The sequence below is a fragment of the Gilliamella sp. wkB195 genome (assembly GCF_001690445.1).
Lineage (GTDB): Bacteria > Pseudomonadota > Gammaproteobacteria > Enterobacterales > Orbaceae > Gilliamella > Gilliamella apicola_E.
This window is the reverse complement of record NZ_LZGP01000007.1, coordinates 38127-59228: the sequence shown is the minus strand read 5'-3', so window position 1 is coordinate 59228 and position 21102 is coordinate 38127. Positions and strand designations below refer to the sequence as shown.

General features: G+C 34.7%; 19 protein-coding genes. 13 read left to right on the top strand and 6 right to left on the bottom strand.

Annotation, left to right across the window (positions count from 1 at the left end):
* Window positions 1-22: 22 nt before the first annotated feature.
* Entirely contained in the window at window positions 23-1753 is a 1731-nt protein-coding gene (gene recJ, locus A9G08_RS01660) for a single-stranded-DNA-specific exonuclease RecJ (protein ID WP_065562025.1), read from the top strand.
* A gap of 121 nt (window positions 1754-1874) precedes the next feature.
* Entirely contained in the window at window positions 1875-3257 is a 1383-nt protein-coding gene (mpl, locus tag A9G08_RS01655; protein ID WP_065562024.1) for a UDP-N-acetylmuramate:L-alanyl-gamma-D-glutamyl-meso-diaminopimelate ligase, read from the top strand.
* Between the two features lie 254 nt (window positions 3258-3511).
* Here mpl and A9G08_RS01650 read toward each other — a convergent pair whose 3' ends face one another.
* Window positions 3512-4870 carry an L-serine ammonia-lyase gene (locus A9G08_RS01650; protein WP_065562023.1) on the bottom strand — a complete coding sequence of 453 codons (1359 nt, stop codon included), beginning with the start codon at window positions 4868-4870 and terminating at the stop codon, window positions 3512-3514.
* A gap of 237 nt (window positions 4871-5107) precedes the next feature.
* Complete coding sequence (locus A9G08_RS01645) at window positions 5108-5488, bottom strand: hypothetical protein (RefSeq protein ID WP_065562022.1); 381 nt, start codon at window positions 5486-5488, stop codon at window positions 5108-5110.
* Between the two features lie 170 nt (window positions 5489-5658).
* Between A9G08_RS01645 and proS the strand changes: the two genes are divergently transcribed.
* The 3 genes from proS to A9G08_RS01630 all read left to right on the top strand — a co-directional run bounded on the left by proS (window position 5659) and on the right by A9G08_RS01630 (window position 9548).
* Window positions 5659-7374, top strand: coding sequence for a proline--tRNA ligase (proS, locus tag A9G08_RS01640; RefSeq protein ID WP_065562021.1), 1716 nt, complete (start codon window positions 5659-5661; stop codon window positions 7372-7374).
* A 33-nt stretch (window positions 7375-7407) separates the two neighbouring features.
* On the top strand, window positions 7408-7959 hold the full coding sequence (locus A9G08_RS01635; RefSeq protein ID WP_065562020.1) for a tyrosine-protein phosphatase: 552 nt from the start codon (window positions 7408-7410) through the stop codon (window positions 7957-7959).
* A 134-nt stretch (window positions 7960-8093) separates the two neighbouring features.
* On the top strand, window positions 8094-9548 hold the full coding sequence (locus A9G08_RS01630) for a M48 family metalloprotease (RefSeq protein WP_065562019.1): 1455 nt from the start codon (window positions 8094-8096) through the stop codon (window positions 9546-9548).
* 61 nt (window positions 9549-9609) lie between these two features.
* On the opposite strand, the gene A9G08_RS01625 is transcribed toward A9G08_RS01630, so the two are convergent.
* Both A9G08_RS01625 and rluC read right to left on the bottom strand, forming a co-directional pair.
* A complete protein-coding gene (locus tag A9G08_RS01625; RefSeq protein WP_081299445.1) occupies window positions 9610-10269 on the bottom strand; it encodes a histidine phosphatase family protein in 660 nt (219 codons plus the stop codon).
* 26 nt (window positions 10270-10295) lie between these two features.
* Entirely contained in the window at window positions 10296-11270 is a 975-nt protein-coding gene (gene rluC, locus A9G08_RS01620; protein ID WP_065562017.1) for a 23S rRNA pseudouridine(955/2504/2580) synthase RluC, read from the bottom strand.
* A 146-nt stretch (window positions 11271-11416) separates the two neighbouring features.
* Here rluC and dsbB point away from each other — a divergent pair, with 146 nt between their 5' ends.
* From dsbB to rapZ, 4 genes are all read left to right on the top strand, one after another.
* Entirely contained in the window at window positions 11417-11950 is a 534-nt protein-coding gene (gene dsbB, locus A9G08_RS01615) for a disulfide bond formation protein DsbB (RefSeq protein WP_065562016.1), read from the top strand.
* A 75-nt stretch (window positions 11951-12025) separates the two neighbouring features.
* Window positions 12026-12682 (top strand): bifunctional tRNA pseudouridine(32) synthase/23S rRNA pseudouridine(746) synthase RluA, encoded by a 657-nt coding sequence (gene rluA, locus A9G08_RS01610; RefSeq protein ID WP_065562015.1) that lies wholly within the window; start codon window positions 12026-12028, stop codon window positions 12680-12682.
* A gap of 74 nt (window positions 12683-12756) precedes the next feature.
* Window positions 12757-13353 (top strand): XTP/dITP diphosphatase, encoded by a 597-nt coding sequence (locus A9G08_RS01605; protein WP_065562014.1) that lies wholly within the window; start codon window positions 12757-12759, stop codon window positions 13351-13353.
* Window positions 13354-13446: 93 nt separating this feature from the next.
* Window positions 13447-14295, top strand: coding sequence for an RNase adapter RapZ (gene rapZ / locus A9G08_RS01600; protein WP_065562013.1), 849 nt, complete (start codon window positions 13447-13449; stop codon window positions 14293-14295).
* A gap of 6 nt (window positions 14296-14301) precedes the next feature.
* Here rapZ and A9G08_RS01595 read toward each other — a convergent pair whose 3' ends face one another.
* Window positions 14302-15099 (bottom strand): divergent polysaccharide deacetylase family protein, encoded by a 798-nt coding sequence (locus A9G08_RS01595; RefSeq protein WP_065562012.1) that lies wholly within the window; start codon window positions 15097-15099, stop codon window positions 14302-14304.
* Entirely contained in the window at window positions 15096-16304 is a 1209-nt protein-coding gene (gene envC / locus A9G08_RS01590; protein WP_065562011.1) for a murein hydrolase activator EnvC, read from the bottom strand. Before envC ends, A9G08_RS01595 begins: the two co-directional genes overlap by 4 nt.
* Before the next feature lie 202 nt (window positions 16305-16506).
* Here envC and glyQ point away from each other — a divergent pair, with 202 nt between their 5' ends.
* The 4 genes from glyQ (at window position 16507) to ybaK (ending at window position 20989) form a co-directional block, all read left to right on the top strand.
* The gene (glyQ, locus tag A9G08_RS01585; protein WP_065562010.1) at window positions 16507-17439 is read left to right on the top strand and encodes a glycine--tRNA ligase subunit alpha; all 933 of its coding nucleotides are present in this window, start codon (window positions 16507-16509) and stop codon (window positions 17437-17439) included.
* Window positions 17440-17449: 10 nt separating this feature from the next.
* Entirely contained in the window at window positions 17450-19522 is a 2073-nt protein-coding gene (gene glyS, locus A9G08_RS01580) for a glycine--tRNA ligase subunit beta (protein ID WP_065562009.1), read from the top strand.
* Between the two features lie 60 nt (window positions 19523-19582).
* On the top strand, window positions 19583-20407 hold the full coding sequence (locus A9G08_RS01575; protein ID WP_065562008.1) for a hypothetical protein: 825 nt from the start codon (window positions 19583-19585) through the stop codon (window positions 20405-20407).
* Window positions 20408-20503: 96 nt separating this feature from the next.
* Window positions 20504-20989 (top strand): Cys-tRNA(Pro) deacylase, encoded by a 486-nt coding sequence (gene ybaK / locus A9G08_RS01570; protein WP_065562007.1) that lies wholly within the window; start codon window positions 20504-20506, stop codon window positions 20987-20989.
* The last annotated feature ends 113 nt before the right edge of the window (window positions 20990-21102 follow it).

Sequence of the window (21102 nt, the reverse complement as noted above, 5' to 3'; positions counted from 1 at the left end):
CATACGCGCTAACATTCATCATATGAAAGCAGATAAATTAATACATCGTAAGTTACCCGAAACGCTACCAGAATTATCAAATGACATTCCGTTATTGTTGCAGCGAGTATATGCATTGCGCGGAATAACGTCTATGCAAGAACTAGACTATACCACTCGTAATCTATGTAACTACGACAATCTAGATGGGACCAATAAAGCTGTTGACATTCTTTATTCTGCAATGAAAAACAATGAGCGAATAATGATTGTTGGAGACTTTGATACCGATGGCGCAACCAGTACCGCATTAACGGTAAAAGCGTTAAAAAAAATGGGGTGTCAATTTGTCGATTATATTATTCCAAATCGTTTTGATGATGGATATGGCTTAAGTATTAACGTCGTAAAGAAAGCAATTTTACAAAAAGCGGATCTTATTATTACTGTTGATAACGGTGTTTCTGCTGTTGAGGCGGTCGAATTTGCAAAACAGTCGAATTTAACCGTCATTATTACCGATCACCACTTATGTCCAGAAAAACTACCTTCTGCGGATGCAATTATCAATCCTAATTTACCAAATTGCACTTTTCCTTCAAAACATTTAGCAGGTGTTGGTGTAGCTTTTTATTTTATGTTGGCATTACGGTCAAAATTACGCAAGGAAAACTGGTTCACCACACATAATTTAGAAGAATTTAATATTGCTAGCTTATTAGACTTAGTTGCCCTTGGCACTATTGCCGATGTGGTAAAACTCGACCTAAATAACCGAATACTAGTCCATCAAGGTGTTAGTCGTATCCGAGCAGGCTATTGTTGTGAAGGAATTAAAGCATTATTAAATATTTCCAGACGAGATCCCCTTACGTTCACCTCAACAGATCTTGCTTATTATATAGCCCCAAGACTAAATGCTGCTGGACGAATGGATAATATGTCTCTGAGCGTAGAATTATTGCTATGTGAAGACTATGATAGTGCTGTCAATCAAGCAGCCGATCTTGATACGCTTAATAGTGATCGAAAATTAATTGAGCAAACGATGTATCAAGAAGCTTTATCCCAAGTTGAACAGATACATAAAACTTCTTTCCCTAATTCAATAGTGGTACATCATCCTGAGTGGCATCAAGGTGTTATTGGTATAGTCTCAGCACGATTGAAAGACAAATATTATCGCCCTGTGATATGTTTCGCTTCTACAGAAGATGGATTATTGAAAGGTTCTGGAAGATCAATAGATGGTATTCACTTACAAAATGTACTCTATGAATTGAATCAAAGAGATCCAAATATTTTGGTTAGCTTTGGTGGTCATGCCATGGCTGCTGGATTAAGTATTCAAGAAAAAGATTTAGATAAATTTAGGGATCTTTTAGAAACAGTGATAACTGAGCAACTTGATTTGAAGGTACTTGAACAAACGATTGAAACCGATGGCGAGATAAATAACGAAGATTTTAATTATTCAATTGCAAAACTACTAAAAGACTCTGGTCCATGGGGTGAAGGATTTATCGAACCTACATTTGATGGCGAATTTATTATTCATCAGCAACGCATATTTGCTGAAAAACACCTTAAATTAGTATTAGAACCCAAAAATGGGGGACCAATAATTGAAGGGATCTGTTTTAATGTTAATTTAACAAAGTGGCCAGACCAAACGATAAAAGAAGCAAAAATTGTTTATCACTTAGATGTAAATGAGTTTCGAGGAAATCAAACCCTAAAATTAATGATAAGACATATCTGGCCTATCGCATAAGCGATTAAGATCGACTATAATTACTAGATTCTGTAAAATCAGATCAGTTAATCACAAAAATAAAATTAGCAATACAATAGTTTTATCATTAGTACATTTTATACAACATTAAGGACAAAAAATGCATATTCATATTCTTGGGATTTGTGGCACATTTATGGGCGGTATTGCATTAATAGCTCGTTCATTAGGTCACAAAGTAACAGGATCAGATAAAAATGTTTACCCACCAATGAGTACGCTGTTACAAAAAGAGCATATTGATATTATTGAAGGAGACGATCCATCACAATTAACACCAACTCCTGATCTAGTTATCATTGGCAATGCCCTATCAAGAGGAAATCCTTGTGTTGAATACATTTTGGACAATAACATTCCTTACGTCTCTGCACCACAATGGTTACATGATAATGTACTAAAAGACCGTTGGGTTATTGCTGTAGCAGGTACACACGGTAAAACAACAACGGCTGGAATGGTTAACTGGATTTTAGAAAAACAAGGCTACAAACAAGGTTTTGTTATTGGTGGTGTTCCGGGTAATTTTGAAGTATCAGCAAGATTAGGTGAAGGCAACTTTTTTGTTATTGAAGCGGATGAGTATGACTGTTCATTCTTTGATAAGCGCTCTAAATTCATGCATTATTGTCCAAAAACACTGATTATGAATAATTTAGAGTTCGATCATGCAGATATTTTTGATGATCTTAGTTCTATCCAGAAACAGTTCCATCATCTAGTTCGTTTAGTACCAAGTAAAGGGTTAATTATTTCCCCTCAAGAAGATGTTAATTTAAAACAAGTATTAGCGAAAGGTTGTTGGAGTAAACAATCTTTTACCGAATCTGAAGAAGGTTGGTTAGCAAAGAAAATTGCTAACGATGCCAGCCAGTTTGATGTTTATTACAACAACAAAAAGATGGGTACAGTTAACTATTCTTTAGTTGGTGAACACAATATGCATAATGCCTTAATGGCAATTGCCGCTGCACACAATGTTGGTATAGATCCAGCAGATGCTTGTTTAGCATTAGGATCATTTTTAAATGCTAAAAGACGCTTGGAGCTATATGGTGAGGTCAATAACATTGAAATTTATGATGATTTTGCTCATCATCCAACGGCAATTTTAGCAACATTAGAAGCATTACGCAGCAAAATTGGTGCAAATCGACGAATTTTAGCAGTATTAGAGCCTCGTTCTAACACAATGAAGTTAGGGATTTCAAAAGATGAACTTGCTCCATCATTAGGTCGCGCTGATGAAATATATATGTTCCAACCAGAACAACTACCTTGGTTAGTTGCTGATGTAGTCGATGCCTGTATCCAACCGGCTTATTGGACAGCTGATATTGACTTATTAGTTGAAATGATAACAAAATCAGCCAAACCAACCGATGCCATTTTGATTATGAGTAATGGTGGTTTTAGTGGAATTCATAACAAGATTTTAGAAAGCTTAAAAAAACAACAATTAAGAAAACAATTAGATGCATAACGATTAATCGCACTAAATAATTAATTTTCCTAAATGCATCTGCATATTAAAAGATGCAAAAAAGATTGTTGTAATACTTAAATATGCCACTCTTATTCATAATCAGATAATAGTGGCATCGAGTAATAGTGGTAATGTTTTAACAGTGATTATGGTAAGACTTATAACTTAACATTTATCACTCACTAAAGTAACTTCGGTGAGTGATTACTTACATTGTACAGCAAAAAGCTCACATAATTAGCTCTTTATTATTAACTACAGTGAACAGTAATTGCTAACCCACCACGTGAAGTCTCGCGGTATTTTGCATTCATATCCTTTCCGGTTTCGTACATAGTTTCAATCACCTTATCAAGCGAAACGATAGCTGCGGTAGTGCGTCTTAATGCCATGCGTGTCGCATTAATTGCTTTAACTGCAGCAATCGCATTACGTTCAATACAAGGAACTTGTACTTGACCATCAACAGGATCACAGGTTAAACCTAAATTATGTTCCATACCAATTTCGGCTGCCATACAAACTTGCTGAGGATTACCCCCCAACAATTCAGCCAGACCAGCAGCCGCCATTGAACAAGCAACACCGACCTCACCCTGACAACCAACTTCAGCACCTGAAATAGATGCATTTTTTTGATAAAGTAAACCGATGGCTCCACAAGTTAAAAAATAGCGAATAAAAATATCGGGCGAGACCGGATCGATAAACTTATCATAATAGGCAAGAACGGCTGGTATTATGCCGCAAGCGCCATTGGTAGGAGCCGTCACTACCCTTCCCCCTGCGGCATTTTCTTCACTGACTGCTAACGCAAACATATTTATCCAATCAATAATAATCATTGGATCATTATTATTTTTGCTAGTCAATAATTGGCGATAAAGTGCATTTGCTCGACGAGGAACCTTAAGCGCACCAGGTAATAATCCTTCAGTATTCATGCCGCGTTTAATACAATCAAGCATTGTTTGTCCAACTAAAGAAAAATAATTTACAACATCTTCATAACTATGCAGTTGTAACTCATTTTTTAACACAATACTCGATACCGACAACGAATTATCATCACAATGCTTCAATAATTGCGCTGCTGTTGAAAAAGGATAAGGCACATCAACAGAATTCTGTTCTTGTTGTCCAAACTGCTCCTCTTCAACAATTTTTCCTCCACCCACTGAATAATAGGTTTTCTGGACGATGAGTTCATTACCATGATAAGCGCTTAACGTCATACCATTTTCATGTAATGGTAAAAAAGTTGAATGAAAAATAATGCTTTCGTTTGAAAAATCAATTTGGTATTTACCATTATATATCGGTAATTTACCACATTGGTTCATGGTTTGAATAAAATGGGGAATTTGGTCAATATTAACGGTATCAGGCTTTTCGCCAGATAATCCAAGAATAATTGCAACATCAGTATGATGCCCCTTGCCGGTCAGTGATAAAGAACCATAAACATCTGCCACAATTTTTGTCACTAATGGCATTTGCCCATTATCAATCAGTTGATCAATAAACGCCTTACCCGCTCGCATTGGACCAACTGTATGTGAACTTGAAGGACCTATACCAATTTTAAATATCTCAAAAACTGAACCCATTTTATCCCTTTTATAATCTTTGACATGCACGTAGTTATGAATAAAAAATGACTTATATATTGCTATATTATGGTGATAAGTATTAGCTAATCAAGCTAATAATTGAGATTAAATTTTTATCCTTAAATAAATTAAAAAAAAGTTGAGGAGCGGGGTTTTTGACACCTAATTTTGGTTTAAAAACATGTCAAAATGATTATATAGAATCATAGTAACAATTTTATAATACCCGTTATTTTAATCCATAACAGAGTCGTAGTAACAAATGAACCCTGTATCTATATGTTCAATTTTTAAAAATCCCCCCGTCAAAAGATCCATTTGAAAATAGCTTGGTTTTTCTATCAAAGTCACCTTACCATAGAGTTTATTACCAAAGTACATGTATCCGTCGTTGTTAATGTAAACATCATCATCCGGTTCGATTAATCCACCACACGGGCAATCAGCACTGCTTACTAAATCATCATCTTTAGTTTTGCAAGTATCAAAGCGCCAGCCGACATTTGAAATTTCATCATAACTCATATCCATTAAATGGTATTTGGCGATTTTGAATGGATAGTAAAGTAGAATCATGCAGAACAAAATAAGAGCAATACGAGATAAAAATTTCAAAAATATTCAACCTTATTATTTTTCTAATCTTATAATTATCTAAATTTACTCTATATTTTTACTCATAACAACAATAACCAATAAAATTACTTTAGTGTTACGTTAGGTACTGCTAAACTAGCTCACATTTTAGTATATTATTAGTACATTATTTTTTTCAGGATAAATTTATGCGAACCAGTAAATATCTTCTATCTACATTAAAAGAGACACCCGCTGATGCTGAAGTGATAAGCCATCAATTAATGTTACGTGCCGGCATGATCCGTAAAGTTGCCTCAGGATTATATACTTGGCTACCTACTGGCTATCGTGTACTTAAAAAAGTTGAAAATATTGTTCGTGAAGAGATGAACAAAGCAGGGGCAATTGAAGTGTTAATGCCAGTTGTGCAACCTGCTGATATTTGGCAAGAGAGTGGTCGTTGGGAACAATATGGTCCAGAGCTATTACGTATCAAAGACCGTGGTGACCGTGATTTTGTATTAGGCCCAACCCATGAGGAAGTGATTACTGACTTACTTCGTAATGAAGTCAGTTCCTATAAACAATTACCGCTTAATGTTTATCAAATTCAAACCAAATTCCGCGACGAAGTCCGCCCTCGATTTGGGGTAATGCGTTCGCGTGAATTTATTATGAAAGATGCTTATTCGTTTCATACTTCACAAGAATCTTTACAAGAAACCTATGATGATATGTATAAGGCTTACAGTGCGGTATTTACTCGTGCAGGCTTAAATTTTAGAGCAGTGCGTGCTGATACGGGTTCTATTGGTGGCAACTGGTCGCATGAGTTCCAAGTATTAGCCGATAGTGGTGAAGATGATATCGTCTTTTCAACTGAATCTGATTACGCTGCTAATATTGAGATGGCACAAGCATTAGCACCAACGCAAAGCCGATCAGCACCAACTAAGGCAATGGAACTGGTTGATACACCTGATGCCAAAACAATTGATGAATTAGTTGCACAATTTAATTTACCGATTGAAAAAACAGTTAAAACACTCATGGTTAAGGCGACTAAAGAGAGTGGGCACCAACTTGTAGCTTTATTAGTCCGTGGTGATCATACGTTGAACGAAATCAAAGCGGAAAAAATTGATATTGTGGCATCACCGCTTGAATTTGCAACTGAAGAGGAAATTCGTGCGATAGTGAATGCAGGGCCAGGCTCATTAGGACCAGTAAACCTTAATATGCCAATCATCATTGACCGTGATGTGGCAGTAATGAGTGATTTTAGTGCTGGCGCCAACATTGATCATAAACATTATTTCAATATCAATTGGGAAAGAGATGTCGCTTTACCTCGCATTGAAGATATTCGTAATGTGGTTGAAGGCGATATTAGCCCAGATGGTAAAGGGTCATTACAAATTAAACGTGGTATTGAAGTTGGACATATTTTCCAACTTGGTACTAAGTATTCAGAAGCAATGAAAGCAACTGTCCAAGGTGAAGATGGACAAAACCATGTGATGATCATGGGCTGTTATGGAATTGGGGTTAGCCGAATTGTTGCCGCTGCAATTGAACAATGCCATGACGATCGAGGGATTATTTGGCCAGAAGCGATTGCACCATTTAGTGTTGTCATTATTCCAATGAATATGCATAAATCAGAAAAAGTACAAGCCACTGCTGAAAAACTTTATGCCGATCTCCAAGCTATCGGTGTTGAAGTATTATTTGATGATCGTAAAGAGCGACCAGGTGTGATGTTTGCTGATGCCGAACTTATTGGCATTCCTCATACTATCGTTATTGGTGAACGTAACCTTGATAATGGTGAAGTGGAATACAAACATCGTGCGGGTGGCGATAAAGAATTAATTAAAGTTGATGATATCGTTGAATTTATTAAAAAACGTCAACAATAAATTTAAGAATTAGATTTTAATATTGGAGCACAAATGGCCTGTAATAAAATATCCAAAATAACTAATATTTTTTTATTGTGTTACTTGTGCTTTATTATTAGTGGTTGTCAATCTAATATCAATTCTTTACATCTCCCCGATAATTTTTATCAAGTTTCTAATGATGTCTATCGCTCTGATCAACCCAGTGTAGAGCAGATAGCGCAACTTGATAAACTTGGCTTTAAAACCATTATAAATTTACGGCTATTTCACAGCGATCGAGAGTTAGTCGAAAATACACAGATGTCAGAAGTTTGGATTCGAATGCGAGCAGGTGATATTACTGATGAGAAAATGATCCAAGTAATGAAAGCAATTCATAGCTCCCCTAAACCGATATTAATCCATTGTTGGCAAGGTAGTGATCGTACCGGCGTCACTATTGCTATGTACCGTTTGGTTTTTGAAAATTGGACTAAATCTCAAGCAATTAATGAGTTAATGCAAACTGAATTTGGTCACCACTACAATGTTTATCCTAACATACGAAAATACATTGAAAACGTTGATGTAGAATATATTCGCCATGCTGTATTTGAATAATTTCATTATTTAATTTAATAAACTAAATAGTCTTTATCAAATAAATAGCTCAATTTGATAAAAAATTCAAAGTGATATTGTCTTTTTTTTAAGCTAAAATGTTTCATAATCAAATTTTTTTATGAGTCATAAATATGTTAAAAAAAGCAATCGCATTGGTACTATCAACATCACTATTCTTACAAAATACACCTATTGTTTATGCAGCAGATAATATAACACTACCTGAGATGGGAACCGCAGCTGCAACCACATTAAGCATCGGGCAAGAAAAAGAGATGGGTGATTATTATGTGCGATTGTTACGAGGCAGTGCTCCTATAGCCAATGACCCTGTCTTAAATCAATATATTAATAATTTAGGGAAAAAATTAGTTTCTAAATCTGAATCAGTTCAAACCCCTTTCCATTTTTATATAATGAAAAGTAATGTGCTCAATGCCTTTGCTTTTTTTGGCGGTAATGTTGTCATTCATTCAAGAATAATTATGGATACTGATAATGAAAGCCAATTAGCTTCGGTTATGGCTCACGAAATTGGGCATGTTACTCAACGCCATTTAGCTCGCGCTATGGAGGCTCAAAATAAAAATAGTCCTTATGTTTGGGGAGGAGCCTTAGGTTCATTACTATTAACATTAGCTAATCCAGAAGCGGGTATGGCGGCAATGACAACCACCATGGCAAGTTCGACACAGAGTATGATTAGTTTTACTCAATCAAATGAACAAGAAGCCGATAGAGTTGGGCTTAGAACCATAGCGAAAGCCGGATTTGATCCTCATGCATCTTCTGAATTTTTACAAAAACTGGCTGATCAAAGTCGCTTCAGTAGTAAACCGCCTGAAATTTTAATGACTCACCCATTACCGAATAGCCGTTTATCGGATATGCGCAATCGCTCTTTGCAATATTCTAAAAAAAATGTACCTTCCTCATTAAGTTATTATTTAGCTAAGGCCCGAATAGCAATACTTATGGGAAATAATAATACCGCTAAACTATTACTTGATAATTATCGCAAATTGAATACCGATCAGGGTAAAAAGGCGCTAACCTATGCCGTCGCACTAAGTAATTACAAAAGTAAAAATCTTGTTCAAGCAAAAATTCAATTACAACCGTTATTAGATAATGATCCAGATAATATTTGGTATATTGATTTAATGACAGATATCAATTTAGAAAGTAATAATAATAAAGAAGCCATAGCTCGTTTACAATCTGCCTTAAAACGATCACCTGATAATGCTGTATTACAATTAAATCTTGCTAATGCTTATATAAAAGATGGCCAATATCAGCAAGCGGTGAGTTTATTACATCGTTATACATTTGATCACAATGATGATACTAATGGTTGGGATTTACTGGTTACCGCTTATGGGGGAATAAAATCGAGAGCCCAAGAAATGAGTGCAAGGGCAGAATCAATCGCGCTTGAAGGACGTTTCCCTGAAGCAATTCAATTGTTAACCAATGCTAGAGCTCAAGCTAAAGGTAATCAAACATTAATTTCAAAAATTGACGCAAGAATTAATCAATTAAAACAATTACAGAAACGTTACGCTGCTTATAGCAGAAGGTAGTCTGAATATTACTCGGCTAATAACTTAATTAGCCGAGTATACATGACAAAATTAACGGTAATTAATTGTTTAAATGATCGACATTATTATAAAACTTAACTGAAAATTCCCCATCAGGCTTATCATCAGTTTGCTTATAGTTAACTACACTTATACTGGTATTTAACACTCGTGGGAAATAATCTTCATCACGATGTCTACGCCAATCTCCACCATTTAAAACACAAAGTAATATTCTTAAAACCGTACCATGTGATACAACTAAAATATTACCTTGATCTTGCGGTGCATTTTTTACGATAACATTTAAAGCTTCTTTCATACGAGAAAGTATATCAAGGTAGTTTTCACCTTGGTTAATAGATGAGTCAAAGTTTTCAGGATCAGTTAAATAAGTCGTGAATTCTGGTATTTCTTTTTTTAATGAAGGGACATGTTTGCCTTCCCAAAGACCAAAATCCATTTCTCTTAGATTATCAAGTTCAAAAGTCGGAATGACATTGTCATTTTCATGAATGATATAATCTCGAGTCTCTTTAGCCCGTTGTTGTGGGCTTGAGTAGGCTTGTATAAAAGGTATATTTTTCAGATGCTTTCCAGTGATTTGAGCGCCTAAAACACCATTTTCTGTCAAAGGCGAATTTTTCGATCCTTGCATTTGATCTTTAATATTCCATTCGGTTTGACCATGTCTAATTAAATATAAATTAAGATCTTTCATTATTGTTGATTACCTTCTCATTTAAATCATTGTTGATATTTATCATTTCTAATCTGAATCAAGCAGTTTTGCAATATATTATCCATCGGGGCATGTAATTGCATCTCTTGTAAAGTTTTTGGATGAATGAATTTCACATTAGCAGCATGTAAAAACAATCGGTTAAGTTTGCTTTTAGCTAATAATTCATCAAATTGGCTATCACCGTAACGATCATCAAATGCTATTGGATGATTAACATATTGAGTGTGTACACGAATTTGATGCGTTCGTCCAGTTACTGGGCTAGCTTTAATTAAGGTTGCAAAACCAAAGCGTTCTTCCACTTTGAATCGTGTTTCAGATGGCTTACCTTCTGCATTTACCTTAACCACACGCTCACCACTTTTGAGTACATTTTTTAATAGTGGTGCTTGTACAACTTTACATTCAGAAGGCCAATTACCTTTCACTAAAGCTAAATAATTTTTTTGCATCTGTTTTAAACGAAGTTGTTCATGTAATGCTTTTAGTGCAGAACGTTTCTTAGCAATAAGTAAAACACCAGATGTTTCACGATCGATACGATGTACTAATTCTAAAAATTTGGCTTCAGGTCTTAATGCTCTTAATCCTTCAATAACGCCAAAACTTAAGCCACTTCCACCATGTACGGCAATGCCAGATGGTTTATTAATCGCAAGAATCACATCATCTTCATAAATAATTGATTTTTCTAAATCAGCAACTTTATTCAGTTTTTTTGAAATTTCAGGAACTGTTTTTTCTGAAACACGAATAGGTGGAATTCGAACTTCATCACCAACAGCTAATTTATATTCTGGCTTAATCCGCTTTTTGTTGACACGCACTTCCCCTTTTCTAAGTATGCGATAAATCATACTTTTAGGCACACCTTTAAGGTATGTTATTAAAAAGTTGTCAATTCGTTGTGTCACATTTTCTTCGGTGATTGTGACAAATGAGACTTGTAATTTTGTTTGTTGAACGTTTGAGTCCATAAGAAAAGATTAATCCACCTTTAATAAATAAAAGTCGTTTACATTACTTAAAAATAAACTACACTAATGGTAAAAAGAATAAGATTGGTTAATTTTAATAACCTAGTATAAAATAATTATAGCGGAATATGGAGGAATAAAATAGTATGTTGTATTTACTCAACCAATACTCTCGAGGAAGATTTGCTTGGTTTTTATTGTTTCTTTCCACTGCTATTTTTGAATTGACCGCTCTCTATTTTCAACATGGTTTAGGACTAGCTCCTTGTACTTTATGTATTTATCAGCGCTGTGCAATTTACGGTATTATGTTTGGCAGCATCGTTGGACTAATCAATCCCCAAAAATTAATATTTAGACTCGCTGGCATATTAATCTGGCTATTTAGCGCCTTTAAAGGGTTTGAATTAGCAACTTTTCATGCCCATTTGCAGTTCGAACCAGATTTGAGTGACACCTGTGCAATTAATGTCCAATTCCCTTCTTGGTTACCATTAAATGAATGGTTACCAAGCATGTTTAATGCTTATGGTTCTTGTTCTGAAAAAATTTGGTCGTTCTTAACTATTGAAATGTCGCAATGGATGATAATCATTTTTGCTTGCTATCTTTTTGTTAGTTTAACCATCCTATTTTGCCAATTGTTTTCAGCTAATAAAAAGTCAATCTGGAGTAAATAAGTTTATTTCAACTGGCACTTTTTACCGAGTTTGTTAGAATGTGTGACAATTTAATTTGACAAATTATCACACTAAATGCTTTTGGAATATCATCCCCCTATTGATCCTTGGTTAACTATTTTATATCAAGATGATCATATTGTTGTGGTTAACAAACAACCTGGTATTTTGTCGGTATCAGGAAATAAACCGCAATTTATAGATAGTATTATTCATCGTTTACAACAAAAATATAGTTATGTTGAATCAGTCCATCGTCTAGATATGGCTACGAGTGGCATTATGGTTGCTGCTTTATCTAAATTAGCAGATAGAGAAATTAAAAAGCAGTTTAGAGAGCGTATACCTAAAAAAACATATATTGCTGTGGTCCACGGTCACCTTAAGGATGACGCAGGCCAAGTCGAACTCCCATTAATTTGTGATTGGCCTAATCGCCCAAGACAGATGGTAGATCATGAAAATGGCAAATATGCATTAACACATTATCAAGTTATTTCACGCAATAATGATAATACAACTCGGGTGGCATTGTTTCCATTTACAGGGCGCTCTCATCAATTAAGAGTGCATATGCAAGCTATAGGGCATCCTATTTTAGGCGATAAATTTTATGCTCATCCTGAAGCATTTTCAATGTCAAAAAGGTTATTGTTACATGCTCAACATCTAACAATAAATCATCCTAAAACCGGTGAAACTCTGACATTCCGTTGTGAACCTGATTTTTAAAACTTAAGCGTACATCTACTTGCTATACTTGATTAACTAATTACGATATAAAACTAATATCATGGAGTCATTAAATGCAGAAAATTGTTTTAGCCACTAATAACCAAGGAAAGGTCAATGAATTACAAACGCTTTTAGCCGATGCTGGATTTGATGTTATAGCCCAAAATACCTTCAATGTTCCTGATATAGAAGAAACAGGCCTAACATTTATTGAAAATGCCATCTTAAAAGCAAGACATACCGCAAAAGTGACTCAACTACCGGCGATAGCAGATGATTCAGGTTTAGTTGTTCAAGCACTAAACGGGCAACCTGGTATCTATTCCGCTCGTTATGCAGGAGAACATGGTAATGACAAAAGCAATAATGACAAGCTATTACTTGAATTAAAAGATGTGCCTAAAGAAAAAAGGACAGCATACTTTTATTGCGCACTCGCTTTTATGCGACACGAAAATGATCCTACACCAATCATCTGTTTAGGGAAATGGAATGGATTAATTATGAATGAACCTCATGGAAATGGTGGTTTTGGTTATGATCCTTTATTTTATATTCCTGAGCTTAATTGCAGTGCAGCAGAGCTAACTAAAGAACATAAGAGCCAAATTTCTCATCGTGGACAGGCTTTAAAACAGTTAATAGCTAAAATAAAAATAGATTATTAGAGAATTTATTTAGCTTATTGTTTCTTTTCATGAATTGCACATGTTGAACTAAACAGTATATACTAGTGCACCAATTATTTTGGAGTCGATATTGTGATATTGTTGATAGTAAGTGGCCGTTCTGGTTCAGGAAAATCAATTGCATTACGCGCATTAGAAGATATGGGTTTTTATTGTGTTGATAATATTCCCGTCGCATTATTACCGCAACTTGCAGAATCATTAAAAGATAACAATACACCTGTTGCGGTTAGTATCGATATTCGCAATTTACCAGCTAACTTTAATTTTGATCATGATATTTTTCAGCGATTACCATCCTCTGTTACTCCTGAAATAATCTTTTTTGATTGTAGTCGTAATACTCTGATCCGACGTTATAGCGAAACAAGACGAATACATCCGCTAACCAATCAAAAATACTCGTTAGAAGAAGCCATTGATCTTGAAGAGAAGTATTTAGAGCCTTTAAAATCACACGCAAGTTTAGTTATAAATACTGATAATCTTTCAGTTCATGAGTTATCTAATATTCTTCGTTCACGGATTTTAGGAAAAAAAGAGCGGGAATTAACCATGATTTTTGAATCATTTGGCTTTAAACATGGTTTACCTGTCGATGCTGATTTCGTATTTGATGTAAGATTTTTACCTAACCCGCATTGGGATATATCATTACGTCCATTAACTGGCTTAGATGAGCCTGTTAAAAATTTCTTACTAAAACATGATGAAGTTACCAATTTCATTTATCAAACAGCCAATTATTTACAACAGTGGTTACCAATGTTAGAAAAAAATAATCGTAGCTATTTAACGATAGCCATCGGTTGTACAGGCGGGCAACACCGTTCTGTTTTTATTGCAGAACAATTAGCCGAGTTTTTTAAAGCGCAAAATAAACAAGTGCAAATTCGTCATCGAACACTTGAAAAAAAATAATTACTACTACTCTGAAAGTTCAAAATTTGGTAACTCCTCAAATCGTTTTTTATATTTTTCAAAAATATCTTTCAGAGTTAGCTTAGGTTTAGCCGGTTTAATTAATTCACTGACTTTAACTAATTCGATATTGTCAGGCAAATTAGCTAATTTTGCTCTTAAAACATTAACTGTTTGAGGATGTGGATGGCCAATGGCGATAGCATAACCATTTTTTTGCGCAATTTTAACTGCCAGGTCAAACTGCTGACTAATGGCTCTTTCTATCTGCTGATCATCTAAAAATACATCACGCCCAATTACAGTTATATTATAATCAGTTGCGGCGTTTTTTACTTGAGTTTTACCTATCGTTTTACTATCCAAAAAAAACATTGAGTGATGACTTAATGCTTTCATAACATTGTGCATACCATTGAAATTTGATGTCATCAAACTGCCCATATGATTATTTACACCTATTGCATATGGAACTAGGGATACTGCATCATCAACAATTCTTTTTACTTCTGCTTCATCCATATAAGGAAATAGAGTATCTTTCTCTAAAGGTTGTTTCCCCATAGGAGCCATAGGTAAGTGAATAATCACATCATTACCATGCTGATGAGCAAAGGTTGCGATATGTTTGGCATTTGGTGAATGTGGTAAAACAGCAATTGTAATGTTGGGTGAAAATAAAATAATCTGTTCTTCATTATGTTGACGATAACCAAAATCATCAATAACTAACGCTAGTTTCGCTGCATATGCACTATTTACATTTAATAATAATATCCCTATATATAATATACGTTTAATCATTTTAACCAACCACTAGGATCTAATGCTTTACCATCTCGGCGAATTTCAAAATAAAGCCCAGGAGTATTTTGACCTCCGCTTGAACCAACAATTGCAATCGGCTGATCTGTCCTAACATTATCACCGACTTCTACTAAAACACGTTGGTTATAGCCATATAAACTCATATCGCCTTTACCGTGCTCAAGCGCAACCACAAAACCATAACCTTGCAGCCAGCTGGCTAGGATAACTCGACCATCAGTAATTGCTTTGACTTGTGTGCCATCTTTGGCATTTATCACCATTCCCTTCCAACGAAGTTCACCTTGCAAAGCCTCACCAAATCGATGAGCAATACTACCATTTACAGGCCAAAGAAATTGATTCTGTGGTTTACCAATACCACTAACTCGAGCCATTAATGCACGTTCATCCGCGTTAGGTGTATAATTTGTGTTCTTTTGTTTTTCTTGGATATTTTTGGCTTGTCTTGCTTCTTCTTCCGCAATTCGACGGTTTTCTCTTTCTGCTTGAGCAATCTTAGCCTGTAATTTCGCTTCATTATCTTTAAGTTGAGCTAATTTTTGTTGATTTTTTTGCATTGATGATTCAAGAGAATTGATAGTTTTTTGGCGTTTTTGGTGATTTTTTTCTAAGGCTATTTGCTCTTGTTTTTGCTTGTTATGTAGTGTTTTTTGAGTGGCTTGCTTTTTTTGTAAAGCATTTTTCTTTTCATTGAGTTGTAATTGCGTTTCACGAAGCTTATTTATTTGTTGTTGTCTTGCTTCATTAATATAACGAAAATAAGTAATAAGGCGTTCATTACGCTCACTTTGTTCGCTAGCAAAGATCAACTTAAAATTGGTATTTTTTCCTAATTTAAATGCGCTTTCTAGCTGTTTGGATAACTCATCTCGTTGTTGATTTTGTTTAATGGTTAATTCATCAATTTGCTTGATTAAATTAGTAATTTCCCCATCTAATTTTTTTAGCGTAAGACCATTTTTTTCAATCGATGTAAGTAAATTAGCTATTTCAGTTTCTTGGTTTTTAAGATCATTGACCAATTGAGTCCGTTCTTTTGTTTGTTCTGCTAGGCGCTTTTCATGCTCTTTAATTGAACGACGCAATGATTCTAATTGTTGATTATCATCAGCATACACAAAATGTGTATTAATTAATCCAATAAATAAAATAATCAATAGATTACGATAAATAGACATGGCCTTTTTATTTATGATTTATTACCAAGCAATAAAGATAACTTTACTATACCTACAAATGTGTAAAGATGCAAAATGAAAACTATATTATGTAACTTTATTAATAAAAGTAATTAGGCATTTCACAAGCACTAATAAAAAGTATAAAATGTAGCACTATTTAATTTGTAGTAAAAATTAATTTAACCACAAAGATAACATCATGCAAAAGTTTAATGTCAAAACCTTTCAGGGTTTAATACTTACGTTACAAGATTATTGGGCTAATCAAGGTTGTACAGTGATTCAGCCATTAGATATGGAAGTCGGCGCAGGTACTTCTCATCCAATGACCTGTTTAAGAGCACTTGGTCCTGAACCGATTAATGCTGCTTACGTTCAACCTTCTCGCCGCCCTACTGATGGTCGTTATGGTGAAAATCCTAATAGGTTACAACATTATTACCAATTCCAAGTTATCTTAAAGCCATCACCAGATAATATCCAAGAACTTTACTTAGGATCACTAAAAGAGCTTGGTCTTGATCCAACTGTTAACGATATCCGTTTTGTAGAAGACAATTGGGAAAATCCAACATTAGGTGCATGGGGATTAGGTTGGGAAGTTTGGTTAAACGGTATGGAAGTGACCCAATTTACCTATTTCCAACAAGTTGGTGGTCTTGAGTGTAAACCGGTGACTGGCGAGATTACTTATGGTTTAGAACGCCTTGCTATGTATATTCAAGGCGTAGATAGCGTTTATGATTTAATCTGGAGTGATGGCGCATTTGGTAAAACCACTTATGGTGATGTTTTTCACCAAAACGAAGTTGAACAATCTACCTATAATTTCGAGTACGCTAATATTGATTTCTTATTTTATTGTTTTGAACAACATGAAAAAGAAGCAAAAATGTTACTTGAATTAGAAAAACCTCTACCGCTACCTGCTTATGAACGTATTTTAAAAGCAGCTCACTGCTTCAATTTACTTGATGCCCGCAAAGCTATTTCAGTAACTGAGCGACAACGTTACATATTGCGTATCAGAACATTAACAAAAATGGTTGCTGAAGCATATTACGCCTCTCGTGAAGCACTTGGATTTCCAATGTGCCAAAATAAACGTTCTAACCAAAATGCATCAAAGTAGGAATTGATATATTATGCAAAAAACATTTCTAGTAGAAATCGGTACTGAAGAGTTACCACCGAAATCACTCCGCACTTTGGCTGAAAGCTTTGCAGCTAATTTTATTGAACAACTTGATAATGCTAACTTAGAACATGGTGAGGTACTTTGGTTTGCATCGCCGCGCCGTTTAGCTTTAAAAGTATTGAATTTAAATGACACTCAACCAGATAGCCAAGTTGTTAAACGCGGTCCTGCGGTAAGTGCCGCATTTGATGCAAATGGTAAACCAACAAAAGCAGCAGAAGGCTGGGCTAGAGGGTGTGGCATCGATATCTCTCAAGCAGAGCGCATTCAAACAGATAAAGGCGAATGGTTATCTTATACTCATAATCAAAAAGGACAGCCTGTTGTTAATTTATTATGTGATATGGTTAAAAATGCATTAAATAAATTACCTATTCCTAAACCTATGCGCTGGGCAGCTCGCCAAGTTGAATTTATCAGACCAAGCCATACTGTAACTATGCTATATGGTGATCAACTTGTACCGGGCGTCATTTTAGACATTCAATCAGATCGTATTATTCGCGGACACCGCTTTATGGGTGAACAAGAATTTACCATTGATAATGCTGACCAATATCCTGAAATCCTTGAACAACGAGGCAAAGTTATTGCTGACTATAACAAGCGAAAATCAATCATTAAGCAGCAAGCTCAAGAAGCTGCTGAAAAACTTAATGGTAAAGCAGATTTAACTGAAAGCTTACTTGAGGAAGTTTCATCATTGGTTGAATGGCCTGTAGTATTAACAGCAAAATTTGAAGAAAGATTTTTAGAAGTTCCAGCTGAATCATTGGTATATACGATGAAAGGCGATCAAAAATATTTCCCTGTCTATGATAAACAAGGAAAACTATTACCAAACTTTATTTTCGTTGCCAATATTGAATCGAAAGATCCTCAAGTTGTTATTTCTGGTAATGAAAAAGTAGTTCGTCCACGCTTAGCTGATGCCGAATTTTTCTATAGAACAGACTTAAAACAACGTTTGGAAGATCGCCTTCCTCGCCTTGAGACGGTTTTATTTCAACAACAACTTGGTACAGTTAAAGATAAAGCACTTCGTATTGAGGCCTTATCTGGATTCATCGCTGAAAAAATTGGTACTAACACTGAACAAGCCAAACGTGCAGGGAAATTAACTAAATGTGATTTAGTTACTAACACGGTGTTTGAATTTCCTGAAACACAAGGCATCATAGGTCGATATATAGCGATTAAAGATGGTGAAAGTATTGAAGTCGCTACCGCTATTGAAGAACAATATAAACCTCGTTTTTCAGGCGATGAACTACCAAGTACTCCTGTGTCTAGTGCGGTATCTATTGCCGAAAAAATGGATACATTAGCCGGTATTTTTGGTATTGGTCAACATCCTAAAGGTGATAAAGATCCATTTGCACTTCGCCGTGCAGCTATTGGTGTATTACGTATTATTGTTGAAAAAAGCTTACCTCTTGATTTAGTTGAGCTAGCAAGTTTTGCCACATCTTTATATGGAAATAAATTAACCAACAACAATGTTGTTATAGATATTGTTAATTTTATGCAAGGTCGATTCCGAGCATGGTATCAAGAAAAAGGATTTGCGATAGATACCATTCAGGCTGTCTTGGCAATTAATCCAACCAAGCCTGCAGATTTTGATACCCGCGTTAATGCGGTAACACATTTTAGAACGTTACCTGAAGCTTCTTCATTAGCAGAAGCAAATAAACGTGTATCAAATATTTTGTCTAAATCTGAAAACGCTATCCCTGAAAATATTAACGCTTCACTTCTTGAAACGGGAGCTGAAAGCGAATTAGCTATGCAAATAGCAATATTGACAGATAAGTTAGCACCTTACTTTACTGAAGGTCGATATCAAGATGCCTTAATTGAATTAGCATCACTTAAAGCACCTATTGATACTTTTTTTGAGAAAGTAATGGTAATGGTTGATGACGAAAAAATTAAACTAAACCGATTGGCTCTTTTGAAAAAATTACAAAATTTATTTTTAAAGGTTGCCGATATTTCTATACTACAATCATAACTTTTGAATTAAATATAAAGACCGTGGTAATACTAGTATTACCACCCATAAGGAAAAACGATGGACTCACAAAACAATTTATCATTTTTAGTTACTTTTGAAAAAACAGTTAACTTTATTCGCAATAGATTCCCACTAATCGCAATCGCAAGCGTAGTGCTTGCATTAGCTAGTTCATTATTATCGTATCTTATTTTTGATCCAGCTGCTCTTGTAGCTAGCATGGTCTATTACTCAAATCCAGCTCAAGTTCTTGGTGCATTATTTGGAAGATTATTGCTTTTAACAATTGTCTTCATCTTTATTGGTGCCGTGGCAATTGGTATTATTTATAATTTAACTGCTAGTGACAAATTAGATACGAAATTAGTGTCACAACGCATATTACCTGCTTTTCTAAATCTTGCAGGATTTACCGCTATTTATTTTATTATATTTATTATAGCAGGAATTTTGCTTTCTTTAATTATGTGGATTATCGGAATGATATTACCCCAAAAGTTAGTTGTATTATTAACTATATTGATAGGTTTTGCTATATATCTTATCATAAGCATCATTGTGAATTACTTTTGTGCTTCATTAATAGTTCCAGATTCAATAGGATTTTTTCAAAGATTTGCTGGAAGCCATAAATTAGCTGTAACAAAATGGAAAGCACCTTTACTAATGGTATTAATTTCTTTTGGGATTACTATCGTTCTAGGGCTTATTAATTATTTATTGGGTAATAATATTATTGTAGCGACTATTACTTCAATAGTATCTATGTTTATTAGTTTCTTTGTATATAGCTTCTTCTATCGCTTATACAACGTATCTAATAATGTTGAATTACCGAAACTAGATGATAATAATCAAAACAATCAACAAATCATCTCTTAATTTTTTTATGTAGTATAGTTTAGTTTAATCCTAAAAATCCCTATTAATGGCAATTAATAGGGATCATCATTCTCACTTATAATAATTCTTACTATTATGACGCCAGCCATTAGATTGCTCAAAAAGCATAAAATTAAATTTAATATCCATCAATATCAACATGACGCACAACAAACCCATTATGGACAAGAAGCTGCGGATAAACTTGGATTAGAACTAAATGTTGTTTCAGGTCAGATATTTAAAACACTGATTGTATGCATAAATGGGGACAATAAATCATTAGCAGTCTGTGTATTACCGGTTGATTGTACATTGGATCTTAAACAAGCCGCTAAAATTCTTGATTGCAAAAAAGTAGCATTAGCTGACCCGAATCTAGCACAAAAAACAACAGGTTATTTAGTCGGTGGGATAAGTCCTCTCGGGCAAAAAAAGCTATTACCTACACTTATTGATGATAGTGCTAAACAATATGCAACGATGATGGTATCAGGGGGTAAAAGAGGATTAGAAATCGAAATATCACCGCAAGATTTAGCTGATCAATTAAATGCTAAATTTGCTAAATTAACGGTTTAGATAATAAGTAAAATCGTTTCTAAAAACTCAAGAAAAAATAGATTAAAAAGTTGGAGTTAAAAATAAAGCCATAACGATTAGTTATGGCCTTAAAAAATTCTCTAATAGAAAGC